This window comes from Bifidobacterium sp. LH_230 (assembly GCF_056357555.1).
Map to the genome: position 1 here is coordinate 14967 of NZ_JBKEWJ010000028.1, position 19556 is coordinate 34522.

17 protein-coding genes and 1 pseudogene are annotated in these 19556 nt (G+C 64.3%); 12 read left to right on the top strand and 6 right to left on the bottom strand.

Annotated features, from left to right (window positions below; genetic code table 11):
- Window positions 1-312: 312 nt before the first annotated feature.
- The 6 genes from AC1A0G_RS11070 to AC1A0G_RS11095 form a co-directional block, all read right to left on the bottom strand.
- On the bottom strand, window positions 313-1803 hold the full coding sequence (locus tag AC1A0G_RS11070) for a ferric reductase-like transmembrane domain-containing protein (RefSeq protein WP_476529730.1): 1491 nt from the start codon (window positions 1801-1803) through the stop codon (window positions 313-315).
- Between the two features lie 75 nt (window positions 1804-1878).
- Complete coding sequence (locus tag AC1A0G_RS11075) at window positions 1879-2802, bottom strand: FAD:protein FMN transferase (protein ID WP_476529732.1); 924 nt, start codon at window positions 2800-2802, stop codon at window positions 1879-1881.
- Between the two features lie 32 nt (window positions 2803-2834).
- Window positions 2835-3410 carry an FMN-binding protein gene (locus AC1A0G_RS11080; RefSeq protein ID WP_476529734.1) on the bottom strand — a complete coding sequence of 192 codons (576 nt, stop codon included), beginning with the start codon at window positions 3408-3410 and terminating at the stop codon, window positions 2835-2837.
- Between the two features lie 665 nt (window positions 3411-4075).
- Window positions 4076-4861 (bottom strand): hypothetical protein, encoded by a 786-nt coding sequence (locus AC1A0G_RS11085; RefSeq protein ID WP_476529758.1) that lies wholly within the window; start codon window positions 4859-4861, stop codon window positions 4076-4078.
- A gap of 1 nt (window position 4862) precedes the next feature.
- On the bottom strand, window positions 4863-6029 hold the full coding sequence (locus AC1A0G_RS11090) for an NUDIX hydrolase (protein ID WP_476529736.1): 1167 nt from the start codon (window positions 6027-6029) through the stop codon (window positions 4863-4865).
- A 199-nt stretch (window positions 6030-6228) separates the two neighbouring features.
- On the bottom strand, window positions 6229-8466 hold the full coding sequence (locus AC1A0G_RS11095; RefSeq protein WP_476529738.1) for an RNA degradosome polyphosphate kinase: 2238 nt from the start codon (window positions 8464-8466) through the stop codon (window positions 6229-6231).
- A gap of 755 nt (window positions 8467-9221) precedes the next feature.
- Here AC1A0G_RS11095 and AC1A0G_RS11100 point away from each other — a divergent pair.
- The 12 genes and pseudogenes from AC1A0G_RS11100 to AC1A0G_RS11155 all read left to right on the top strand — a co-directional run.
- Window positions 9222-10199 carry a CpaE-like family protein gene (locus AC1A0G_RS11100; protein WP_476529740.1) on the top strand — a complete coding sequence of 326 codons (978 nt, stop codon included), beginning with the start codon at window positions 9222-9224 and terminating at the stop codon, window positions 10197-10199.
- Window positions 10200-10204: 5 nt separating this feature from the next.
- Window positions 10205-11284 (top strand): CpaF family protein, encoded by a 1080-nt coding sequence (locus tag AC1A0G_RS11105; protein ID WP_476529760.1) that lies wholly within the window; start codon window positions 10205-10207, stop codon window positions 11282-11284.
- A gap of 240 nt (window positions 11285-11524) precedes the next feature.
- Entirely contained in the window at window positions 11525-12286 is a 762-nt protein-coding gene (locus AC1A0G_RS11110) for a type II secretion system F family protein (protein WP_476529742.1), read from the top strand.
- Window positions 12255-12842 (top strand): type II secretion system F family protein, encoded by a 588-nt coding sequence (locus tag AC1A0G_RS11115; RefSeq protein WP_476529744.1) that lies wholly within the window; start codon window positions 12255-12257, stop codon window positions 12840-12842. Before AC1A0G_RS11110 ends, AC1A0G_RS11115 begins: the two co-directional genes overlap by 32 nt.
- A 399-nt stretch (window positions 12843-13241) precedes the next feature.
- Entirely contained in the window at window positions 13242-13529 is a 288-nt protein-coding gene (locus AC1A0G_RS11120) for a DUF4244 domain-containing protein (RefSeq protein ID WP_476529746.1), read from the top strand.
- A 336-nt stretch (window positions 13530-13865) separates the two neighbouring features.
- A complete protein-coding gene (locus AC1A0G_RS11125; RefSeq protein ID WP_476529761.1) occupies window positions 13866-14219 on the top strand; it encodes a TadE family type IV pilus minor pilin in 354 nt (117 codons plus the stop codon).
- Window positions 14216-14596, top strand: coding sequence for an Rv3654c family TadE-like protein (locus tag AC1A0G_RS11130; RefSeq protein WP_476529748.1), 381 nt, complete (start codon window positions 14216-14218; stop codon window positions 14594-14596). Before AC1A0G_RS11125 ends, AC1A0G_RS11130 begins: the two co-directional genes overlap by 4 nt.
- A 22-nt stretch (window positions 14597-14618) precedes the next feature.
- On the top strand, window positions 14619-14963 hold the full coding sequence (locus AC1A0G_RS11135; RefSeq protein WP_476529750.1) for a hypothetical protein: 345 nt from the start codon (window positions 14619-14621) through the stop codon (window positions 14961-14963).
- Entirely contained in the window at window positions 14879-15244 is a 366-nt protein-coding gene (locus AC1A0G_RS11140; RefSeq protein WP_476529752.1) for a hypothetical protein, read from the top strand. Before AC1A0G_RS11135 ends, AC1A0G_RS11140 begins: the two co-directional genes overlap by 85 nt.
- 205 nt (window positions 15245-15449) lie before the next feature.
- Window positions 15450-16664: a diacylglycerol/lipid kinase family protein gene (locus tag AC1A0G_RS11145; protein ID WP_476529754.1), complete on the top strand. Its 1215-nt coding sequence runs from the start codon at window positions 15450-15452 to the stop codon at window positions 16662-16664.
- Window positions 16665-16989: 325 nt separating this feature from the next.
- Complete coding sequence (locus AC1A0G_RS11150; protein WP_476529756.1) at window positions 16990-18369, top strand: MFS transporter; 1380 nt, start codon at window positions 16990-16992, stop codon at window positions 18367-18369.
- A 394-nt stretch (window positions 18370-18763) separates the two neighbouring features.
- Window positions 18764-19033 (top strand): annotated as a pseudogene (locus AC1A0G_RS11155) (glycosyl hydrolase 2 galactose-binding domain-containing protein); the annotation flags it as partial.
- Window positions 19034-19556: the final 523 nt, after the last annotated feature.

The following is a 19556-nucleotide window of genomic DNA, read 5'->3' on the forward strand; positions in this document are numbered from 1 at the left end:
GGGCCGTATTGGTCTTTCTCCAAACTATGAGGCAGCATGAGGCGCGCCGAGGCGCTGTGTTGGCCGTTTTTGGGCGGTCGTCCCCAGGAACGGGGGTATGGTGTTCGGGGTGGTTGCCTCAGAGTTTAGAGAAAGACCTCTGCTGGAAGGGAAATCTGCCTCAAGGTTTTGAGAAAGCCCTTGATCAAGCGCCATGCCCTTGGGAGGGCGGCGCGGAGGGCAAGGCCATGTGCGGGAGCGCAAAACCCGATGGGCCGGTGGCCGTGCGAGGAACGTGGTTTGCCTGGAGACGGGATGGCTGACCGCACAGGGTCACATCGCGAACGGCTCGTAATAGATGTCGTCGGCGGCCACGCCGTGCGCGAGCAGGATGCGCCGCACGGTGACCAGCATGCCGTGCGGGCCGGCGATGAGGTAGATCGCTCCCGGGCGGATCATCGGCGCAACGCTCGCCACATCCGGTCGTTTGCTGGACAGCCGGACGCGCGTGGTGGGCGTGCCGGCGCCGATCCGTTCCAGTTCCTCGCGGTAGATGAACTCCCGTTCGCCGCGCGCCGTGTACAGGAAATCAACCAAACGCCCGGTCCCCGAATACGCCTTGAGCACGCCGATCAGCGGGGTGATGCCGATGCCGCCGCCAATCAGCACCAGCGGCGTGCCGGCAGGGCTGCCGGCCGAAGCTGCGGTCCCATTGCGGCTCGCCGCCGACTTCGCGTCATGTTCCCTGATGAACTCGGCATATCGGCCATACGGCGGAATCACACGCACCGGCATGCCTGGCTTCAGCGAAGCGACACGGCTCGTGAAATCACCGTCGGCACGGATCGCGAAATTCATGGTCGGGACCGGAGCGGAGGCTAGGATCGTGGTCGTCGTAGTGGAGGAGGAATACGGAACCGATGCATGATGGGCGGCACCCGGATCCGAAACAGAAGCGGGAACAGCGGCCGGGGTTGCTGCCCCGGAAACCTCCGCTCGCGAGCCCGAGCCGGCGCCGGCCCACGAGTTCGTTAGCGAGAACGGATGATACTCGCCCATCCCGCGCTCGCCCGGAAATGCGATGAACGCGAAATCGCCCGGCTCCCAACGCACCTCGGCCGCAGCGTGCCCATCAAACCCCACGCGCAGCTCGGTCACCCGATCCGCGATCGGCCGCACCGATGCCACGCGCCCCTGCAATGCGTACGCACGTCGGTCGATCATCGACCACACGTAATACGCGAACACCGCGATCGTCACTGCGTCGAACAGAAACAGGAACGGCCGAATCGCCGCGATGTAGTCGATCACATGCACATGCAGCACGATCAGCGCGATCGCAACGAGATTGAGCCGGTGCAGCCACACGCTCATCTCATGCCGGAACACACGCTCCAGCGCGCGCTTGACCTGCGCAAGCCAACGCACGCGCGCGGTCAGCCACCCTGCCATGAACACGAGCGACCACACGGCCACCGCCATGAACAGGTACAGTCCCGCGTGGCCGGTCAGGCCGATCAGCGCGCCCGCGCCCGGCAGCAACGACTGGTGCATGAACGCCAGAGTGATCGCAAGGATCGCCAGCACGCCGTGGATCATGTACATGGTCGGCAGACCCACGGTGCGGTCCACCCAGCGCGGCCGGCACGCGAGATACACGGCCGCCAGCATCCACGTGTAGGCGATCACGCCGAGTTCGATGCCGGGCAACGCGTCGGCGTACAGTGCGGGCAGTCCGGTGGCGAGCAGGATCAACAGCGGCAGCGGCACGACGAACAATACGACGGCCCAGGCCAGTGCGACGTTGGTATTGATGTGTTTCATAGTTCCTCGGATGGTCGGTGACGGACTGTATTGAATGGGCGGATAACAGGTGCGGGATGGTCGGCGGGCGGGGACCTAAGTGGCGTGACCGATGGTCGTGACGGTGCGGTCGGCACTGACGAGCACGGCCATGAGTTCGCCGCCGTGGCTGCCGCCATGACGTGCGGCGAGCTCACGGAACCGCATGGCGCCGGCGCTGATCGCCGCGGTCGCCCACATGTCCGCGAAGATGAGCTGATCGTCGGCGACGGTGGCCTGGACGAGACGGTCGGTCGCGTTGCCGATGCGCTCGCCGATACGGGTGATGTGCTCGCCGCGCTTGGCCGTGCCGGATGTGGCGACCGCGCCGTTGCGCAGCGTTATGGTGCGCAGGGTGGGCGCGCCGGCGTCGATGCTGTGGACGCCGTCGCGCTCCGCCGTATGCGTGATATCGCGAAACGGATTCTCCACGCCGATGCGCCAGACGAAATCGCTGTGATCGTTCACCCCGGCCTGAATATCACCTCCGCCTCCGATCGCGGCTGCCGCGACCCTACCGTCGCGTATCAGCGGCTGCAGAAACCGTTCATACGCGCGCTGCACGGCCCGCCCCTTGACGATGCCGGTCGGATCGTACTCGCCGGCGTGCATCGGATCGAACGCGCCGTCGGTCACACGCTTCGCCTGTTGGCACAACGCGTACACTTCCGCGAATTCCGAGTCGGTCACAAGCGCGGACCAGTCGCCGCGGCGTGCGCGGCAGACCGACGAATCCGCGCGAAACGGCGAAAACCGGCGTTCGACATCGCGCAAGTAGGCGTCGATGTGCGGCACGACCGCGTCAAGCAGCGCGTTGAGTTCGCTGGCCTTGGTCGCGCGATGCGGCTCATCGGCTTGGCGCAATCGGTCGGAATCGTTGTCGGGTTGCGGCCTGGCCGGCTCCCATCCGACCAGCTGCACGGTGAACGGAATCGTCATCGCGTGGATGACCCGCGCCTGTATCGTTGCCCTGGCTGTCATGACGAGGTCCTGATTGCGGGATGCCGGGCTGGTCAGTTGCCGGCGTTGAGCGACTGGTTGATCGCGTCCTGCAGCGAGTTGACGAACGCGGTGGACGTTTCGGTGGCGCCGCTGACGAACTGGATATCGGCGCTTTGCGCGGCGATCGCGCGGTCGGTCAGCTCCGGCAGCGCCTGCGCGTTGACGGATGCCGAACGACCGTGGGAGGGCGCTTGCAGTGTGGTGATGGTCGTGATCTTGCCGGCCTTGACGGTGACCTGCAACTGGATTTCGCCGTAAGCGTTCGGCGAGGCGACGCTGGTGTAGGTGCCGTCCTGCAGCGTGTCTGCCGATGAGCCGGTCGAACCGGATGAACTGTCGCCGGAGGAATCCGACGAGCTGCCATTATTCGAGGACGATGACGATGCATCGGACGATCCGCTTGATGATTCGCCCGAACTCGTGTCGTTGCCGGATGTACTGCCGGATGCACTGCCTAACTGGCCGCTCGCGCCGGATGCGGACGAGTGCTGGCTCAGATGAGGCTTGACGAACAGCAGGAACGCGTCGGCCACCACGGCCAGTCCTGCGACGGCCGCGACGATCGCACGGGTGACGTTCGCTTTCATGATGGTTCCCCTTGGCTATGGGCATGCGAAAGCGCATGCATGATCGAAAACTCCCAACACTGCGAGGGTAAAAATCGCGGCTGAGGGAATGCTGGAAGCATGCTGGAGAACCGGCCGTTTTGTGAGGTAAGTCTCAGACGCCCCGTAACTGCTGCTTGTCCGGTTGACAGCGGTTTCGCTGGCGTGTGGGTTTCGTCATGAACGGGCCACCCGGCAAGGAGAAGGCTAAGCGGTGTTTGCTGATGGGGATTGCGATTGTGCATTGGAAGCACGTGCGGGAAACATTGATTGAAGCGCCGAACCGTGAAAGCGCCTGTCGGCGCAAAGTCCGCTCGCGGCGGAAAAAAATGGAGCCCGGGGCTATGCACGGCCCGACGCGAATACTCAGTATAGCGGGTGAGTGGTATGAGCGATGTCGGTGTGTTGATTCGTGCCAGTTTGACGATCGAGAGGCTGTAATCGTCGCGCGACAAGGTCGGTTTGACGATCGAGAGGCTAGTGCTGAGGCAGCCACTGCGCATTTGTCTCGAAATAATCGTGTCAATGCTGTCTTGCGCCATGATTCGACGAGGAGGCTGCCTCTCGATCGTCGATTTGACCTCGACGGATCTCCGATTTAGCCTCTCGATCGTCAAACTGCCGTACTGTTCCGGCAAAGACACTCGTTACTCGAGCTTGCCCCGCCGCCACAGGTTCGCGCCGTGGCGGAAATCGCGCGACGTGACCATCAGATTGCCGGCGGTATGCAGCAGCCTCGCGGCCCGGGTCGCCGGATGCGAGGTTTGGGTCGCAGCCGTAGCCTCCGCCACGTGACCACTTGCGAGATCGTCGCCGCCATGCCCGGCAGCGAGCTCATGCCCATTGCCATGCGTTGTGGAGGAAGCACTCAGCCGCTTCGCCTCGACGCGCAGGCCCAGCGCGACCACATCGGTGAACGCGGCCGCGCGTTCCAGCGCCACTGCGAAATCACCCACGAATGCGCCCGCCAGAATCGAATCCGCCGTCCGCGCGATATCGTCCTCGGTCGGAGCGTCGTCCACGCCGGCAATTGCCGAAGCCGCCGTCGCCACCGGCTCGCCGATCCGCCACAGCCTGGCGATCGACGCGTCCTGCTTGCGCATCCACGTGCGCAGCAGATACAGCCGCCACAGAATGCCCGGCAGCGAATCCGGTTCCGCGTGGCTCCACAGTTCAGCGATCAGATCGATGCCCTCGTGGTCGACCAGCGTAAGCACGCGCGAGACGACCTCCGGGTCGGCCGTGTGATGCACGCGGTCGAGCAGCGCCGCCGCGGACGTATGGCTGATCTCGCTGATCACGCTCGGATCGGCACCACCCGCGATGCCCGCGACAATGGCCGGATCGAGCTGGCCCGGCCGGTTCGGGCGCGGCGAGCCGGTGGGCGTGAACGCGGTGCGGCTCGCGACGATCGAGCCGGAACCCTGATGCAAGCTAGTAGACAAGTGGCGAAACCTTCTGAATATCGATGATGCGCGGCCCCTCGGGCGAGGAGACGACAAACAACGATACCGCAGTGCCGGTCGGCATGTACGGCGTTTTCGCAATGAGCCGTTTGGCGAGCTGCTTCGACGCGCACAGTTCGCGCAGATGCTCGAACATGCCGCCGATCACCGGCCGATGCATGCACACGGCCACGGTTTCGCGGTGCTCGAGCGCGTAGTCGATCTCTTCGCGGAAGCAATCCCATGCCCGCTTGCCGTCCTCGGCGTACGCGTCCTCGGTAAGCGCGTCCAGATGCACCATCGGGCGGTTCGTCTGCCACGAGAGCACGTGCAGCGTCTCCAGGCAGCGCATCCACGGCGACGTGGCGAGCCGTGTCGGGTTGTAGCAGGCCAGCTCGCGGTTGAGCGCGTATGCGGCGGCGGCCCCGCGCGGCGTGATCGGCCGGTTCTCGTCGGTGCCGTTCCACGTCTTGCGCGCCTCGGCCTTCGCGTGGCGCACGATGATCACGTTCTGCGCGTCCGCCGCGCCTTCCTGCACGCGGTCGACGAACAGCGCGAGCACGTCCTTGTCGGTCGAATGGGAGAGGATCTTGCGCGCCTCGGTGATCGACACCCACACGATGTCGTCGATCTCGCCGATGTCGGCGCGGCGCACCGGTCCGAACGCGTCGATGAGCTGTTCCGCTTCGACGTCCTCGATCGGCGTGGCCATCCAATAGAGAATATGTTTCGTGTCGACCGTGCGATCCTTGGAATGACGGGTTTTGCTGCCTTCCTCGGCCAGCGGGTACTCGATTTCGCCCAAGTACGGCCCGAGTTCGATCGACATGCCGGTTTCCTCGCCGACCTCGCGCACGGCGGCGTGGCGGTGCGATTCGTTGAGTTCGAGCTTGCCTTTCGGCCAGCTCCAGTCGTCGTATTTCGGCCGGTGGACGATGCAGACCTCGATGCGGTCGAGCAGGTCGGCGATGCGGTCGGCCTCGGACAGAATGCCGGCGGCCGCGGTCGTGGCGGCGGCGGATGCGGCGAGATCGTGCGCCGCCGGTGCGGCGACGTCGTTGATATCTACGTTGGCTGGCGCGTCCGTCGCGGCCGGCGTGGTTTGGGGAGCGATGCGGTAGAGGATGCCTCCGGCCGCTTCCACAATGCGTCTCACTTTGCCCATCCTCCCATTGTATGGCCGTGCGGCGGCGGATCGCGAGGCGCGTATCGCAACCGTGGCCGCTACGTAGCGTGCTCTGAAACGACGATGGCCGACCCCTCATGGGATCGGCCATCGAACGTCATTGAATTGTTAGCGTGAACAATCCTAGCACATCACGCAACGGCTAGGCGCAAGGCCACGCGCCGTCGCGTCAGCTGTTGGTGCGCGGGCGACGCGTGTGCTTCTTGATGAGCAGCTCCTGGCTGTCGGCCAGCAGGCTGCCATCCTCGGCGTGGGAGACGTGCAGATACGTGCCGTCCGGCTGCATGTGCCATGACGCGATCGTGTCGGACATCTGCAAGTCGACGTACTTGATGAGCTCGTCCACCTGCTCGGGCGCGGTGATGCGCACGAGCGCCTCGACGCGGCGGTCGAGGTTGCGGTGCATCAGATCGGCCGAGCCGATCCACACTTCCGGTCCGGACATCGGACCTTCGCCGATCTGCGGGCCGTCCGAGTTGCAGAACGCGTAGATGCGGCTGTGCTCGAGGAAGCGGCCGAGGATCGAACGCACGCGGATGTTGTCCGAAAGCCCCGGAACGCCGGGCTTGAGCGCGCAGATGCCGCGCTCGACGATGTCGATCTTCACGCCGGCCTGGCTGGCGCGGTAGAGCGCGTCGATCGTCTTCTCGTCGACGATCGAGTTGACCTTGATCTTGATCCACGCTTCCTTGCCGGCGCGGGCGGCATCCTCCTCGCGGCGGATGCGCTGGATCAGACCGGAGCGGATCGTGCGCGGCGCGACCAGCAGACGGTGGAAGCTGGACTTCGGCGCGTAGCCGGACAGCTGGTTGAACAGTCGGGTCAGATCCTGGCCGACGACCGGATCGCAGGTCAGCAGACCCAGATCGGTGTACAGACGCGCGGTCTTCGGGTTGTAGTTGCCCGTGCCGACGTGGCAGTAGCGGCGCAGGCCGTCCTGCTCCTGACGCACGACGAGGCTGAGCTTGCAGTGCGTCTTGAGGCCGACGATGCCGTAGACCACGTGCACGCCCGCGCGTTCGAGCTTGCGCGCCCACATGATGTTCGCGTCCTCGTCAAAGCGGGCCTTGATCTCGACCAGCGCAAGGACCTGCTTGCCGGCGTGCGCTGCGTCGACCAGCGCGTCGATGATCGGCGAGTTCGAGCTGGTGCGGTACAGCGTCTGCTTGATGGCTAGAACCTTAGGATCTGCCGCAGCCTGTGCCAGAAAGGCCTGGACGGACGTGGAGAACGAGTCGTAGGGGTGGTGCAGCAGGATGTCGCGTTCGCGGATGGCGGCGAAGATGTCCTGCGCGCGGCTCGACTCGACCTCGGCGATCTGCCGGTTCGTGGTCGGGATGAACGGCGGGTACTTGAGATCCGGGCGGTCGATGCTCTGCAGCTCGAACAGCAGCTTCATGTCGAGCGGCGCGGGCAGACGGTAGACCTCGTCCGCGCTCACGCCGAGCTGGTCGGCGAGCAGCTGGGAGAGGAACGGGCTGGTCGCGTCGGAGATCTCGAGGCGGATCGGCGGTCCGAAGCGGCGGCGCAGCAGCTCCTTCTCCATCGCGTTGAGCAGGTTCTCGGCGTCGTCTTCCTCGACGTCGATGTCCTCGTTACGGGTGACGCGGAACGAGCGCGCCTCCTTGATGATCATGCCCGGGAACAGGGATTCCAAGTGGGCGATGATGAGGTTCTCCATCGTGATGAAGCCGTAGCGGACCTCGGCGGAATCGTCCTCGGTCATGTCGTCGACCGGGACGAGTCGGTTGAGGTTGCCCGGGATCTTGACGCGGGCGAAGTGCGACTTGCCGGAGGTCGGGTTCTCGACCAGCACCGCGAGGTTGATCGAGTTGCCGGAGATGTACGGGAACGGGTGGGCCGGGTCGACGGCGAGCGGCGTGAGGACCGGGAAGACCTGCTGGCGGTAGTAGCGCGAGAGGCGCTCCTGCTCGGCGGCGGTGAGTTTGTCCCAGCTCAGCAGCACGATGCGTTCGTTGGCGAGGGCCGGCAGGATGTGGTCGATCACGTAGTGCGCGTGCTCGTCCTGCAGACGGTGCGCCTGATCGCTGATCGCGCGCAGCTGCTGGCGCGGGCTCAGGCCGCTGGCGGACGGGACGGCGATGCCGGAGTTGATGCGGCGCTTCAGGCCGGCGACGCGCACCATGAAGAACTCATCGAGGTTGGAGGCGAAGATCGCGGCGAAGTTGGCGCGTTCGAGGATCGGCTGATCCTCGTCCTCGGCGAGTTCGAGGACGCGCTTGTTGAACTTCATCCAGCTCAGTTCGCGGTCGAAGAAGCGGTCCGGCGGCAGCGGCTGCTCGTCGGGACGCGTCTCGCGGCGATCGTTTTTATCGGTCTCGGCGATGTGTTCCGCGATTTGACTGCGGAGAATCGCCTTTGAGGGTGCGTCAAATATCTGTGCCATACTGCACTACTTTATGCGGTGGAATGTGCGCAACGCGAGAAAACGTCTCATAATTCAACGGGCGTTCACGTTCGGCGGGGAGCCGGGGGCGGTGGCCGACGGAGGATGCGGGCGGCGGGCAGAGGGTGCTGCCGGTTGCTGGTGATGGGCGGCGGCGTGCGGATGGTGGGCGGTGGCGGGTGGTGGTGCGCGACACGCCGCGTGGGTTGAGGAAACGAACAATATGGCACAGGTATCCGGTTCGATGCGCGCACAGTCGCGCATTTTCTGCGATCGCTGGTGTGCGATCGACCATTTCTGCAAAAAAGCGCACATGGACGGTGCTCGAATTGCGTGCGGCACGGGGCACGACTAGATTATGGAAGTACCAAAAGAACTGAACAGAGCAGAGCCCACAATGAGTGTATGGTCACGAAAGACTGTTACGTTGAACGGGCATTGGAAAGACTTACCGTTATGACGATGATGTTGTGCAGAGATTCTGCTCCAGCTGCTTTTGGAGAAAAGGCCCGCTTCGGCGGGCCTTTTCGTTTGTGCGGTACTTCTTCTTCGGATTCGGTTCGTTCGGCGCTGTGGTCGCGTGCTGGCGTGGCTGGGGAATACTCCCGATTCGGTTATCCACAATGGGGTGTTTCGGAGCGGAGTTATCCACAAAAAATGTGGATAGACACGCCGGCATGTGGATAACTCCGACCGTTCGACCACATACCCCTGTTTGACTGGCGTGCGGTGCGCGAATCCGATTCAATCGGCACATGGACACTGCAATTACGCCACAGCGCTACTACGTGCCGCCGGTCGAAGCCGATCGAGAATCGGCACCGTATCAGTCGGTCGGTCGTCACTCGGCCATGCCGCAACATCGTCAACCCCAGTCGCAGGCGGCCTATAGCCGGGACGGGCCGGGAGGGCTTCCTTCCGGAGTCGGCGTCGAAACCACCCATTGCAATATCGTCGTGTGCACGGCGGCGGGCGGTGGCACCGGTCTGAGCGTCAGCGCGGCCGTCATCGCCCGCCGGCTTGCGGAACGCGGCTTGTCGTGCGCGCTGCTCGACGCCGACTTCGACACCGGCGGACTCGACGTGCTGCTCGGCATCGAAGGCGAGCATGGCACCCGATTCGAGACGCTTGACGCGCCGCTCGGCCGGATGGACGGCGAAGCGCTGAACCGCGAACTGCCGGTATGGGATGGCGTGCGTGTACTCGCCAGCAACCCTTGGAACGGCGCGGTTTCCGACTGGTGGCAAACGCAGGCGGCGATCCGCGCGCTGGCGGAGTCAAATCGAACGCTCGTCGTGGATGCCGGTCGAGGAGGCCTGCTGACGACCCTGCCGGAGCTGGGTGCATCCGCACAACTGGTCCTGGTCGAACTGACCGTGCTGGGGCTGGCGCGGGCCAAACGGCATATCGCCGTGCTCGATCGGTGGATGCAGACCAATCAGTCATCCGAAGCCACGGTCGCAACGGCGAAAACCGGCGATCATTCGCGTCGGCTGATGCTGCTCGGCATCGAACCGCGCGGCGCATCCGGCCGGGCCGGTGTCGTCTCGCTGGACGAGGCCGAGGACTATCTCGGGCGGCCGGTTCGTGCCCGTCTTCGCACAAACGCGAAGCTATGCTCCGACGTGCTGTCCGGTTTGGGAATCCGTACGCTCGGCCGGTCCGACAGTCGCGCGGTCGACGCCGTGTGCGACTGGATCGACGGACTTCTGTCGGGAGGCGATGCGACGTGAACGATGTGATATTCGGTCCGCTGGATGACATTGTCGCCGACCCGTGCGTGACCGATGTGGTCGTGACCTGCGAAGGGCGCGTATGGGCCGACCGCGGTTCCGGTATGAGGGAATGTCGATTGACGATCCCGTTCCGTTCCTCGCAGGTCGTGCGCGACTATGCGGTACAGCTGTGCGCCCAACTTGGCCGGCGATTGGATGACGCCTGTCCGATTGCGGATGCGTCGTCCGCCCAGGGATTGCGCGTGCACGCGGTGATTGCGCCGATCGTGCCGCAAGGTGCTGCCATTTCGATCCGTCTGCCGCCGCGCTCGCCGCCGACGCTGGAATCGTTGTGCGCGAGCGGGCTGATGCCGGCGATCTGGCTGCCGATCGTACGCGAGCTGGTCGTACGGCGGGCGACGATGCTGGTATCGGGCGGTACGGGCGCGGGCAAGACCACACTGCTCAAAGCCATGCTCGCGCTGTGCTCGGCGGACGAACGCATCGTCACGGTCGAGGAGGTGCGCGAGCTGGGCGCGATCGGCGACGGCAATCGTGTGTCGTTGGTTACGCGCGAGGCCAATGTCGAGGGAGCCGGCGAGATCGGGTTGCCGGAGCTGGTCAAGGCCACGTTGCGGATGCGGCCGGATCGCGTGGTGCTCGGAGAATGTCGCGGCGCGGAGATCGCGGATCTGCTGCGCGCGTTCAATTCCGGGCATCGCGGCGGCATGGTGACGTTGCATGCCGACGATGTGACCCGCGTGCCGATGCGATTGGCCGCGTTGGGACTGCTGGCCGGACTGCCGGTCGAGGCGACGGCCATGCTTGCGCGTGATGCGTTCGACGTAGTGTTTCACGTGGAACGTGACGGCGGTGGACGGCGATACATCAGTCAGATCGGGCGGCTGAACGTGGCCGGTGCGGGCGGTTGCATCGTGCCGTCGCAGAACGGTGATGACGAACCGGATGACAATGGTTCCGGGGTGGGTGGCGGCCGACTTGGATCGGGGCTGATGGGCGAGGTCATCGCGATCTGGGATGGCGCCGGCACCCCGATGGCCGGCCCCGGATGGCCTGATTTTGCCCGACGATGGCTGCAATGATGGCGTGTTCGGCGGCTCCTTGATTATCGATACTGCCGATTTCTCGCCTTTTTGAGGGATTGGCCAAGCGGTACGAGCCGGAGGATTGGCGTGAAAGGTTTCCCTCCCCTTTGAGGGGAGGGTGGCAGCGAAGCTGACGGGTTGGGGTGCTGTAGCAAGGCCGCCAATCAGGCCGCGTCGCACGTAGAGCAATTCCATGAGTGCGATCGGCATGATGTCGTAAGGGGAGGAGTGTGCCGCGTGAGCAACGACATGGTGATGATCGCTGTAGCTTCGGTTGTGACGGCGATTGCCGTTTGGTCGGGCGATACGGCGATGCGGATGCGGAGGCTTGACGCGATGAACGTGTGTCACAGAGGCCGATCGACGAAGCCTGATCAACGTTCGCCTCAGGCAGATCATCTGGCGCGTCCGCGCGTTGGCATCGGCCCGGTGATCGCCGCGCTCTGCGCTGCGATGCGCGGCGGTGCGACGTTGGAACAGGCGATCGCCCGACAGGCGCCGGACCGCGGCGAACGGTCGTCATTCGCTCGCGCGTTGCGCATCGATCATATTCGCGCGATGCTTGACGACCGTGCGCTGCCCAAGGAACGCAAGCGGCACGTCGCACAGGTCGCCGCCGATATCGCGGCGGCCGGTCGGGCCAGCTCCGTCTTGGGGTGCCCGGCCGTGCAATGCCTTGAAGTGGTGGGTGCGTCTTACCGGCGGGCCAGATTGCTGGACGATCTGCGCTCGCAGGCGTTCGCCGTGCCCGAGGCGACGGCGAAACTGCTCGTCGCGTTGCCGGTCATCACGGTGGGGTTCGGGGAATTGCTGGGATCACGGCCGTTGGAGTTTCTGTTCGGCTCGGCGCAAGGGCTGGCGTGCCTGGGATTGGGTTTGTGCTGCTATGCCGGCGGCGTGCTGTGGATGCGCGCGATGCTGCGCGATATGGAGGATGCTCGTGGGGTACGCGTTCGTGTGCGGTGCGATGATCGCGATCGTGGTGTGGCTGCGGTTTAGCGATTCCGATGCGCGGTGTCGTCTTGCCACGACGTCCGGGAACGTCGTGCGCGGCGACGGTGACGAGCTTGATGATATTGCGGTGTCGACGGCGACGATGGTGTCGCTGCTGGTCGCCGCGCTTAAACAGGGTGCGTCCATCCCGCGTGCGTTGCAGGCTGTCGGTAAGGCGATTGGGGGAGCGGACGGCGACGACTTGCAGCGGATCGGTGCGGCGTTGCTGCGCGGTTCCTCCTGGCATGATGCGTGGCTGGTGGCCAAACCGACCGAGGTGGCCGGTTCCCAAGACAGAGCGCCGCGAGGTTCGATGAGCGATGGCGGCCGTGATCTATACGCCATGCTGGAAGAGGCGCTGGAATCGTCATGGCACAGCGGCGTCTCGCCGGTAAGCCGGCTGGAATCGATGCTGGACCAATGCGATGCCGATGAACGTGCCGCCATCGAAGCATCCGCCGGCAAACTTGCCGTGAAACTGCTGTTGCCGACCGGACTGTGCTTTCTGCCGGCATTCGTGCTGATCGGCGTCATTCCGTCGATCGTGTCATTCCTGTCGTAATGGGCCGTCGGTGTCGCGGCATGCGGCACTTTGCGTAACATTCCATCATCAATCGCATCATCGGCGATGCCATCATGCCGCAACGCCGCGTGCCGATATCATTATCGCGGTCGTCAACCGCGCCGTTGTCGTCGCCGGTATCGTAATTTGCGTAAACTGCTGCGCCTGCCGCAAATGTCCGTCATCGGCGCGTTTGTGGATAACCATGCGTTTGGTTATCCACATAAGCCGTTCCCGCAACTGAGTTATCCCCAAAAAATGTGGACAGACACGCCGGCATGTGGATAACCCCGACCTTTCGACCACATACCCCGTTTTTCGCTTGATCACATCGGATGTTCTGGCATAGTTGCTGGACCGCGACCACGGTGGTCGGGAAACCCAAGTGAAAGGAACGCCATGAGTGACGTCATACCAATCAATGTCGATGGCAAGGCCGGTCTGTTTCTGTATGCCAAACAGCGGGCCGCGGAATTCTACGAACAGGGGCGGCGGGAGCTGTGCTGTCTGGATGCAAGGATGCGCACGCTGACCGCTGAACCGGAGGAAGGCGCGGTCACGGCCGAATACGCGGTTGTGCTGGTTGCGGCGACCGGATTCGCGGCCGTGCTGATCGCCATTCTCAAATCGGACGGCATCAAAACGCTGCTGACAAACCTCGTCAAAAAAGCGTTGAACGTCGGGTGAACCATGTGGCGGCGAAGAATGCGGGCGGGGGCGTCTGCGAAAGTGCAGGGGAATGCGGCGGCGTCCGTGTGCGGAGCTGCTCATGAGTCAGGCGCCTGTGAGCGCGCGGCTCATGTGGCGGCGTCTGCTCACGTGCCGGAGGTCGCGCGTGCGGCTGCCGAACAGGTATCGGCCGCGTGCGCGGATAACAGGTGCGATGCTGACCATGTGGTCGTGCGGTCGGCCGGGCGATCGCACGACCGGCGTTCCGTCATGCCGGAACATGCGCTGCGCGACGACCAGCCGCTGGTATGGCGTCGCTACCGATACCGGTCCTGTGCGGTGCAGCCGGCCGCATTGTTCGCCGCGCTGCGTTACGCGGACAGGGGAGCGGCGACGGCGGAATTCGCCGTGGTGCTCCCCGCCGTTGTGGCGGTGGCCGTGTTGCTGCTGTGCTTGTCGCGTGCGGTGATCGTGTCGATGGACTGTCAAGATGCGGCTGCGGCGGCCGCACGGGAACTGGTGATCTCCGGGAAAGGTGCGGTTGATGCGGCGGCGATGGCGCGGGCGGTCGCCGGCGATGGCGTGACGGCGAGCGTGTCGTATGACGGCAACCGGGTGACGGTGGTGACGCAGTGCCCGGTCGTGCCCGATCCGCTCGGCGTGCTGCCGACGCGCGTTACCGGCACGGCGAGCGGGGTGGTGCCATGAACGGAAGAAATGTACACGGTCTGCGATTGGTGGCCCGAGACGACGTCGGTTCCGGAACGGTGGCCGGCGTCGCGCTGATCCTGCTGGTCGGTGTGCTGCTCGGGGCGGTTGCGTCCGCCGGCAATCTGCTGATTTGCCAGGTTCGCGCTCGATCGGCGGCGGATCTTGCCGCGCTCTCCGCGGCGGCCGCACTACGCAACGGTTCATCCGAACCCTGCGCGGTCGCGCTCGCCGTCGCGTCGATCGACGAAGTTCGTCTTGACGGATGCGACGTCGATGCCGAAGACGTGCAGGTGACCGTCTCCACGCCGACACAAGTGCCGTTTGCGCCGTACGTTTCGCGCACCTCTCGTGCCGGCCCGGTCGCCTGTGACTGACGCGATTCCCTGAAGGAGATTTATGTATTACAATAATGGAATCGGTGTGAAGCGGTCGGCCTTCAAGCACAACGTGCCGCTGGAGGATTCGATGTATGTGGTGGAGCACTACATGCGGGAGTCTCCTCTGCAGGAAGATCCTCCGAAAGAACTGCTCTTGGGATTCACCCAGCACGGGGTGGCATTGGAGGTGATCCTGCTTTACGATGACGGGCGCTGGTGGCTGATTCATTCCATGCCGGTGCGCAAGAAGTACCACAGAATGTTGGAAGGAGGGGCACGATGGTTTACTACCACCACGGTGTACCGATTTATGAGGACTCTGATTTTCCGCCTGAAGTGGCCGCTCGGTTTCAAAAGGCAGTAGAGGAGGCTGAACGCGGCTATGATGTTGAGTTTTTGGAACAGCAACTTAAGGAAGGCAAAGGTTGGGCACGGGACCCCACCCCGCAGGAGCGCAAGTGGATTCGCCAACTGCGTCGCGGCCGCCCGTTGAAGATCGGCCGGGAACGCGCCAGCAAGATCATGCAGTTTCGCATCGATCCGGACGGGGAACGACGAGTGAGGCAGTACGCTCAGGAGCACGGCATGAAGACGTCCGAGGCGATTCGCGCGCTGATCGAGCAGGGGCTGGCCGCGGCGAAGTAAGGCATATCGGGCGGTCGTGCGCGGCGATGGGCCGGAGGCGAGCGTACCGGTTGCGGCGGCTCGATGTGGTGCCGTAAACCGGTGCCCTGCGTCCGACTGGCGAGCGGCCGCCGCGGGAACCGCAGCTTTCCGCAGGCCGAAAACAGACGGAATATCCTCCGGTGACGCTGGCGTGCGGCGAGGCGCATGGGTTATCGTGGGCGGTATGAGTGAAGCGAGCAACGTGCGAACCGTCGTGGCGATGATCGGCAACCCGGTGTCCGACAAGGGCAAAGGGGCCGAGATCGACGCGCAGGTCATGGAACTGCTGACCGCGGCCGGCGAACGGCACGGTTTCGACGTCATCGACCTGACCGGCACGAGCTTTGACGATTCGCTGAACCGCGCGCGCGAGCGAAGCGGCGAGTACACGCATCTGGTGGTGGTCGGTGGCGACGGCATGATCGCGCTCGGCGCGAACGCGGTCGGCTGCAGCGGCAAGCCGCTGGGCATCGTGGCCACCGGATCGGGCAATGATTTCGCGCGCGGACTCGGGCTGCCGGTCAACCGCATCGAAACGGCGGTCGAGGGCATCGTCGGCGCGATCGTGCGCGGCAGCCATATCGATGTGGATATGGGACGGGTCACGTCGTTGCCGGGCGGATACGCGGTGGATGCGGCGACCGGCAATCTGTTGGGCAGCTCGAATGAATCGTCGGATACGGGCAAAGCCGCGGACTTGGACGATCCGGCCGTCGCCGGCGTTGGGACAGGCAGTGCGGAGAACGCCGCCGTTGACCCTTCCCATCCTCCGATCGACCGGTTCTATGGCGGCATGCTCAACTGCGGCCTTGACGCCACCATCAACGACCGGGCCAATCATTCGCGGCTGCCGGGTGGTTCGTTACGGTATTTCGTGGCGGTGCTCGTCGAAGTCACGCATCTCAAACAGTACGGATATCACATCAAAGCCACGCTTGCGGACGGCAGCGTCGAGGAGCGCGACATCATCTCGCCGATGATCACGGTCGCCAATTCGCGGCATATCGGCGGCGGGCTGGAAGTGTCGCCGTATTCGCGGTTTGCGGACGGACTGCTGGACCTGGTGTGGATCGACCATATGCCGAATGCGTTGGAGATCGCGGACGCGATTTCGAAGGGGTACAACGGACGCTTGCTCGCGTCGCACGTGTTCGGCTGGAAGCGGGTGCGCGATGTCGAGATCACGCGGGCCGTGGACGGCGCCGAACCGCCGGTGTTGATGGCGGACGGCGAGTATATCGGGCATCTGCCGGTGCGGGTCGCGGCGCAGGACAAGGCGTTGCGGGTGCTGGTCCCGCCGGCCGTCGCCCGCGATCATGAGTTGGACGACGGCAGTCGGACACTGGCCGCGATCGAACGCGACGGCCGCGATCCGATCACCGGCGAATTTCTCCGCTAATCGGTCGCCTTTCCGTCGGCGCGTTCGCCGTAACGGCCGTATCTCAGCAATATTGTGTTCCCCTCATTGACGTACGGTCGTTTCCAGCGGTGAAAACGACCGTACGTCAACGGAATTGTGATGCGGACATTGAGTTGCGGTCGTTTTCGGTGACGCAGGAGCCCGTAAGTCAGCAGTAACGCGTCGTTATGTTGAGTTGCGGTCGTTTCCCTGCGAGATGTGCTGATGCGGCTTGCATGACGTGTGATATCAATGCCCCCTACATATATGGCATGTATATTCATTGCGCTAGATTAGATATGTAATACGTATAAAGGAGTATGACATGTCTCGCTCAGCGCAGAACGCAACGTCGCATGCGCCCGGCCCATCCCGCCCGGCCCATGCCGCACTGACCCGCCTCGGCTACTGCGGCGGCCTCGGTTCGTTCCTCGGCTCGTCGGCCATCGTCGGCCTGTCCACCACGATCACCATGTGGCAGTCCGGCCTCGGACTCGACGCCATGCAGGTCGGCGCGCTGAGCGCGGTGCTCAACTTCGCCATCGCGGCCGGATCGCTGCTCGCCGGCTGGCTGTGCGCACGTCTCGGCATGACCCGCGTCTTCAACTGGACGAACCTCGTATCGACGGTTGGCTTCGTATTGTGCGCGACCGCTCCGAACTTCTGGATGCTGCTGGCCGGTGTGACCATCGTGGGATTCGGCACGGGGCTCGACCTGCCGGTGTCGATTTCGGTGATGTCGCGCGATGCGCAGGACCCGGCCGCCGGCTCGACGCTCGTGACCGTGACCCAGCTCGGATGGCAGATCGGCATGCTGGGATCGGCGCTGATCGCCTTCGCGGTGTCGCGGATGCCCGGAGCGACCGGCGGCCGCGTGGTGTTCGCACTGTTCGCGGTGGTGGCCTGCGGGCTGTGGCTGTGGCGTGTGCGCTCGCGGGAGTTCGCGGCGTTGCACGTTGCGGCCGAACGGGCCGAGCATACTGCCGTCGTTTCGGGCAAGCGGAACGATCTTGCCGAAGCCGGGACGGCGGATGGGAAGGAAAGATCTCTCGACTCCGGCTTCGCCTCCGCTCGAGATGACAACAGAAACGGTGCGATTGCCGCTCGAGATGACGGCAAGGTCGCTGCCGGCCCGTTCGGCATGCCGCGCCAGCTCATTCCGGCCTTCGCGTCGCTGCTCGTGTTCTACATCGGCTGGAATCTCGTGGCGAACACGTGGGGCCAGTTCCAGACCTACATGCTCGTCAACGCGCACGCCTCGCAAAGCCTTGCCACGGGCCTTGGCATCGTGCTGTACGTGGTGATGTTCGCCGCGAACTGGGTGGTGTCCGTCACGGTCAACACGCGTTGGCGCAACCCGCTGTTCGTGGCCGGTGGTGTGGTCGCGCTCGCCGCGATGGTGCTCATGGCCGCGGGCGGCGGCTCGCTGTGGGTGATCGTCGCCGCCACCGCCATCATGTACGTCGGTTTGCCGCTGGCCGGCGAGGCGATCTGCAAGGTGTGGACGCAGGAGACGTTCCCGGCCGAATCCCGCGCCTCCGTGCAGGGCTTCATTCTCGGCTTCTCGCGTCTGCTGTGCGGCCTGTTCGCGTTCGTCACCCCGGCGCTCGTGCTGCCCGGCGCGATCGGCACCACACTGTGGGGCTTCGTCGCGGTCGTGGCCGTGTTCGTCGCCGCCGGCATGGCGTTCATGCGTGTGCGCTGAACGGCTGTTTGCGCTTCGGTTTTACGTTCGAGAGGCTGATTTGGTGATCTGCTCGCCTCGGTTTTACGTTCGAGAGGCTGCTGAGTATGCCTGATTCGGCATATATGGGCGCTTAGGGGGTCTGTTTGGGGTGCCTGGCCGGCTCATGCTGCCTCTCGATCGTCAAACCGATTCGGACGGCAGACGTTTTCTGCCTCTTGATCGTCAAACCGCACTGTTCCTGTTGCGTTCGCGCTGTTTATGAGCATGCCCCGCTGCCGACTAAGGTGGTATGCAACCAACATGGCAAAGGATGCGGGCGATGAAGGCAGTCGATTTCAATGGAGGGTGGGCATACCGGCATCTTGATGCGGCCGGCGAACCATTCAAACCGGTGACGTTGCCGCATGACGCGATGCTGAGCGAGCCGCGCTCGCCGTTCGCCACCAGCGGCGTCAATTCCGGATGGTTCGAGGGGCGTGACTATGAATACGTGAAGCGGTTCATGCCGGGGGAGGATCTCGCCGGACGTGCGATGACGCTGGAGTTCGAAGGCGTGTACCACAACGCCGAGGTGTGGATCGATGGCGAGCGGGCGGCGAGCTGTCCATACGGATATACGGATTTCGCGGTCGATGTGACCGGCCGGTTCTCGGCAGGTCGTGAACATGAGATTCGTGTGATCGCGAGGAACGCCGACCAGCCCAATTCGCGCTGGTATTCGGGTGCGGGCATCTATCGGCCGGCGACGTTGTGGGTCGGCCCGCGCGACCATATCGCGTACGACGGGGTGAGCGTGCGAACGCTGGATATTGGCGCGGCGGATGGCTCTGTGCCGGCCCGGGTGCGGTTCGAGGTCGAGACGACTGCTCCTGGTGCGGTGAGCGTGGAGGTTGCGGCAGTTGGGGCGTCGTCGGGTGTGACGCTCCCCCACCCGGCTTCGCCGGGAGCCCCCTCAGCCGAGGGGGCCGAGGATGGTGCTGTCCCGTCTGGGACGCGGGAGGAGCCTCGGCCCCCTCGGCTGAGGGGGCTGTCGCGGCGTAGCCGTGACTGGGGGAGAGCTTGTCAAATTGTTTGTGTATGGGTGTTTTTTGTTGTTGTTTTTAGAGGTAGGGTTCCATGCGTTCCGGGTATGCGGCGACGAGTTGGGCGAGGGCCTGTTTCCAGTTGGTGGTGATCCTGCCCTCGATGAGCCGGCATTCGTTTTT

Excerpts from the sequence above, each read along its gene's own strand:
- AC1A0G_RS11120 (WP_476529746.1), top strand. The coding sequence starts at position 13,242 with ATGAGTGACGTCATACCAATCAATGTCGATGGCAAGGCCGGTCTGTTT.
- AC1A0G_RS11075 (WP_476529732.1), bottom strand. The coding sequence starts at position 2,802 with ATGACAGCCAGGGCAACGATACAGGCGCGGGTCATCCACGCGATGACG.
- AC1A0G_RS11150 (WP_476529756.1), top strand. The coding sequence starts at position 16,990 with ATGTCTCGCTCAGCGCAGAACGCAACGTCGCATGCGCCCGGCCCATCC.
- AC1A0G_RS11145 (WP_476529754.1), top strand. The coding sequence starts at position 15,450 with ATGAGTGAAGCGAGCAACGTGCGAACCGTCGTGGCGATGATCGGCAAC.
- AC1A0G_RS11115 (WP_476529744.1), top strand. The coding sequence starts at position 12,255 with ATGATCGCGATCGTGGTGTGGCTGCGGTTTAGCGATTCCGATGCGCGG.
- AC1A0G_RS11140 (WP_476529752.1), top strand. The coding sequence starts at position 14,879 with ATGGTTTACTACCACCACGGTGTACCGATTTATGAGGACTCTGATTTT.
- AC1A0G_RS11130 (WP_476529748.1), top strand. The coding sequence starts at position 14,216 with ATGAACGGAAGAAATGTACACGGTCTGCGATTGGTGGCCCGAGACGAC.
- AC1A0G_RS11100 (WP_476529740.1), top strand. The coding sequence starts at position 9,222 with ATGGACACTGCAATTACGCCACAGCGCTACTACGTGCCGCCGGTCGAA.
- AC1A0G_RS11080 (WP_476529734.1), bottom strand. The coding sequence starts at position 3,410 with ATGAAAGCGAACGTCACCCGTGCGATCGTCGCGGCCGTCGCAGGACTG.
- AC1A0G_RS11070 (WP_476529730.1), bottom strand. The coding sequence starts at position 1,803 with ATGAAACACATCAATACCAACGTCGCACTGGCCTGGGCCGTCGTATTG.
- AC1A0G_RS11095 (WP_476529738.1), bottom strand. The coding sequence starts at position 8,466 with ATGGCACAGATATTTGACGCACCCTCAAAGGCGATTCTCCGCAGTCAA.
- AC1A0G_RS11135 (WP_476529750.1), top strand. The coding sequence starts at position 14,619 with ATGTATTACAATAATGGAATCGGTGTGAAGCGGTCGGCCTTCAAGCAC.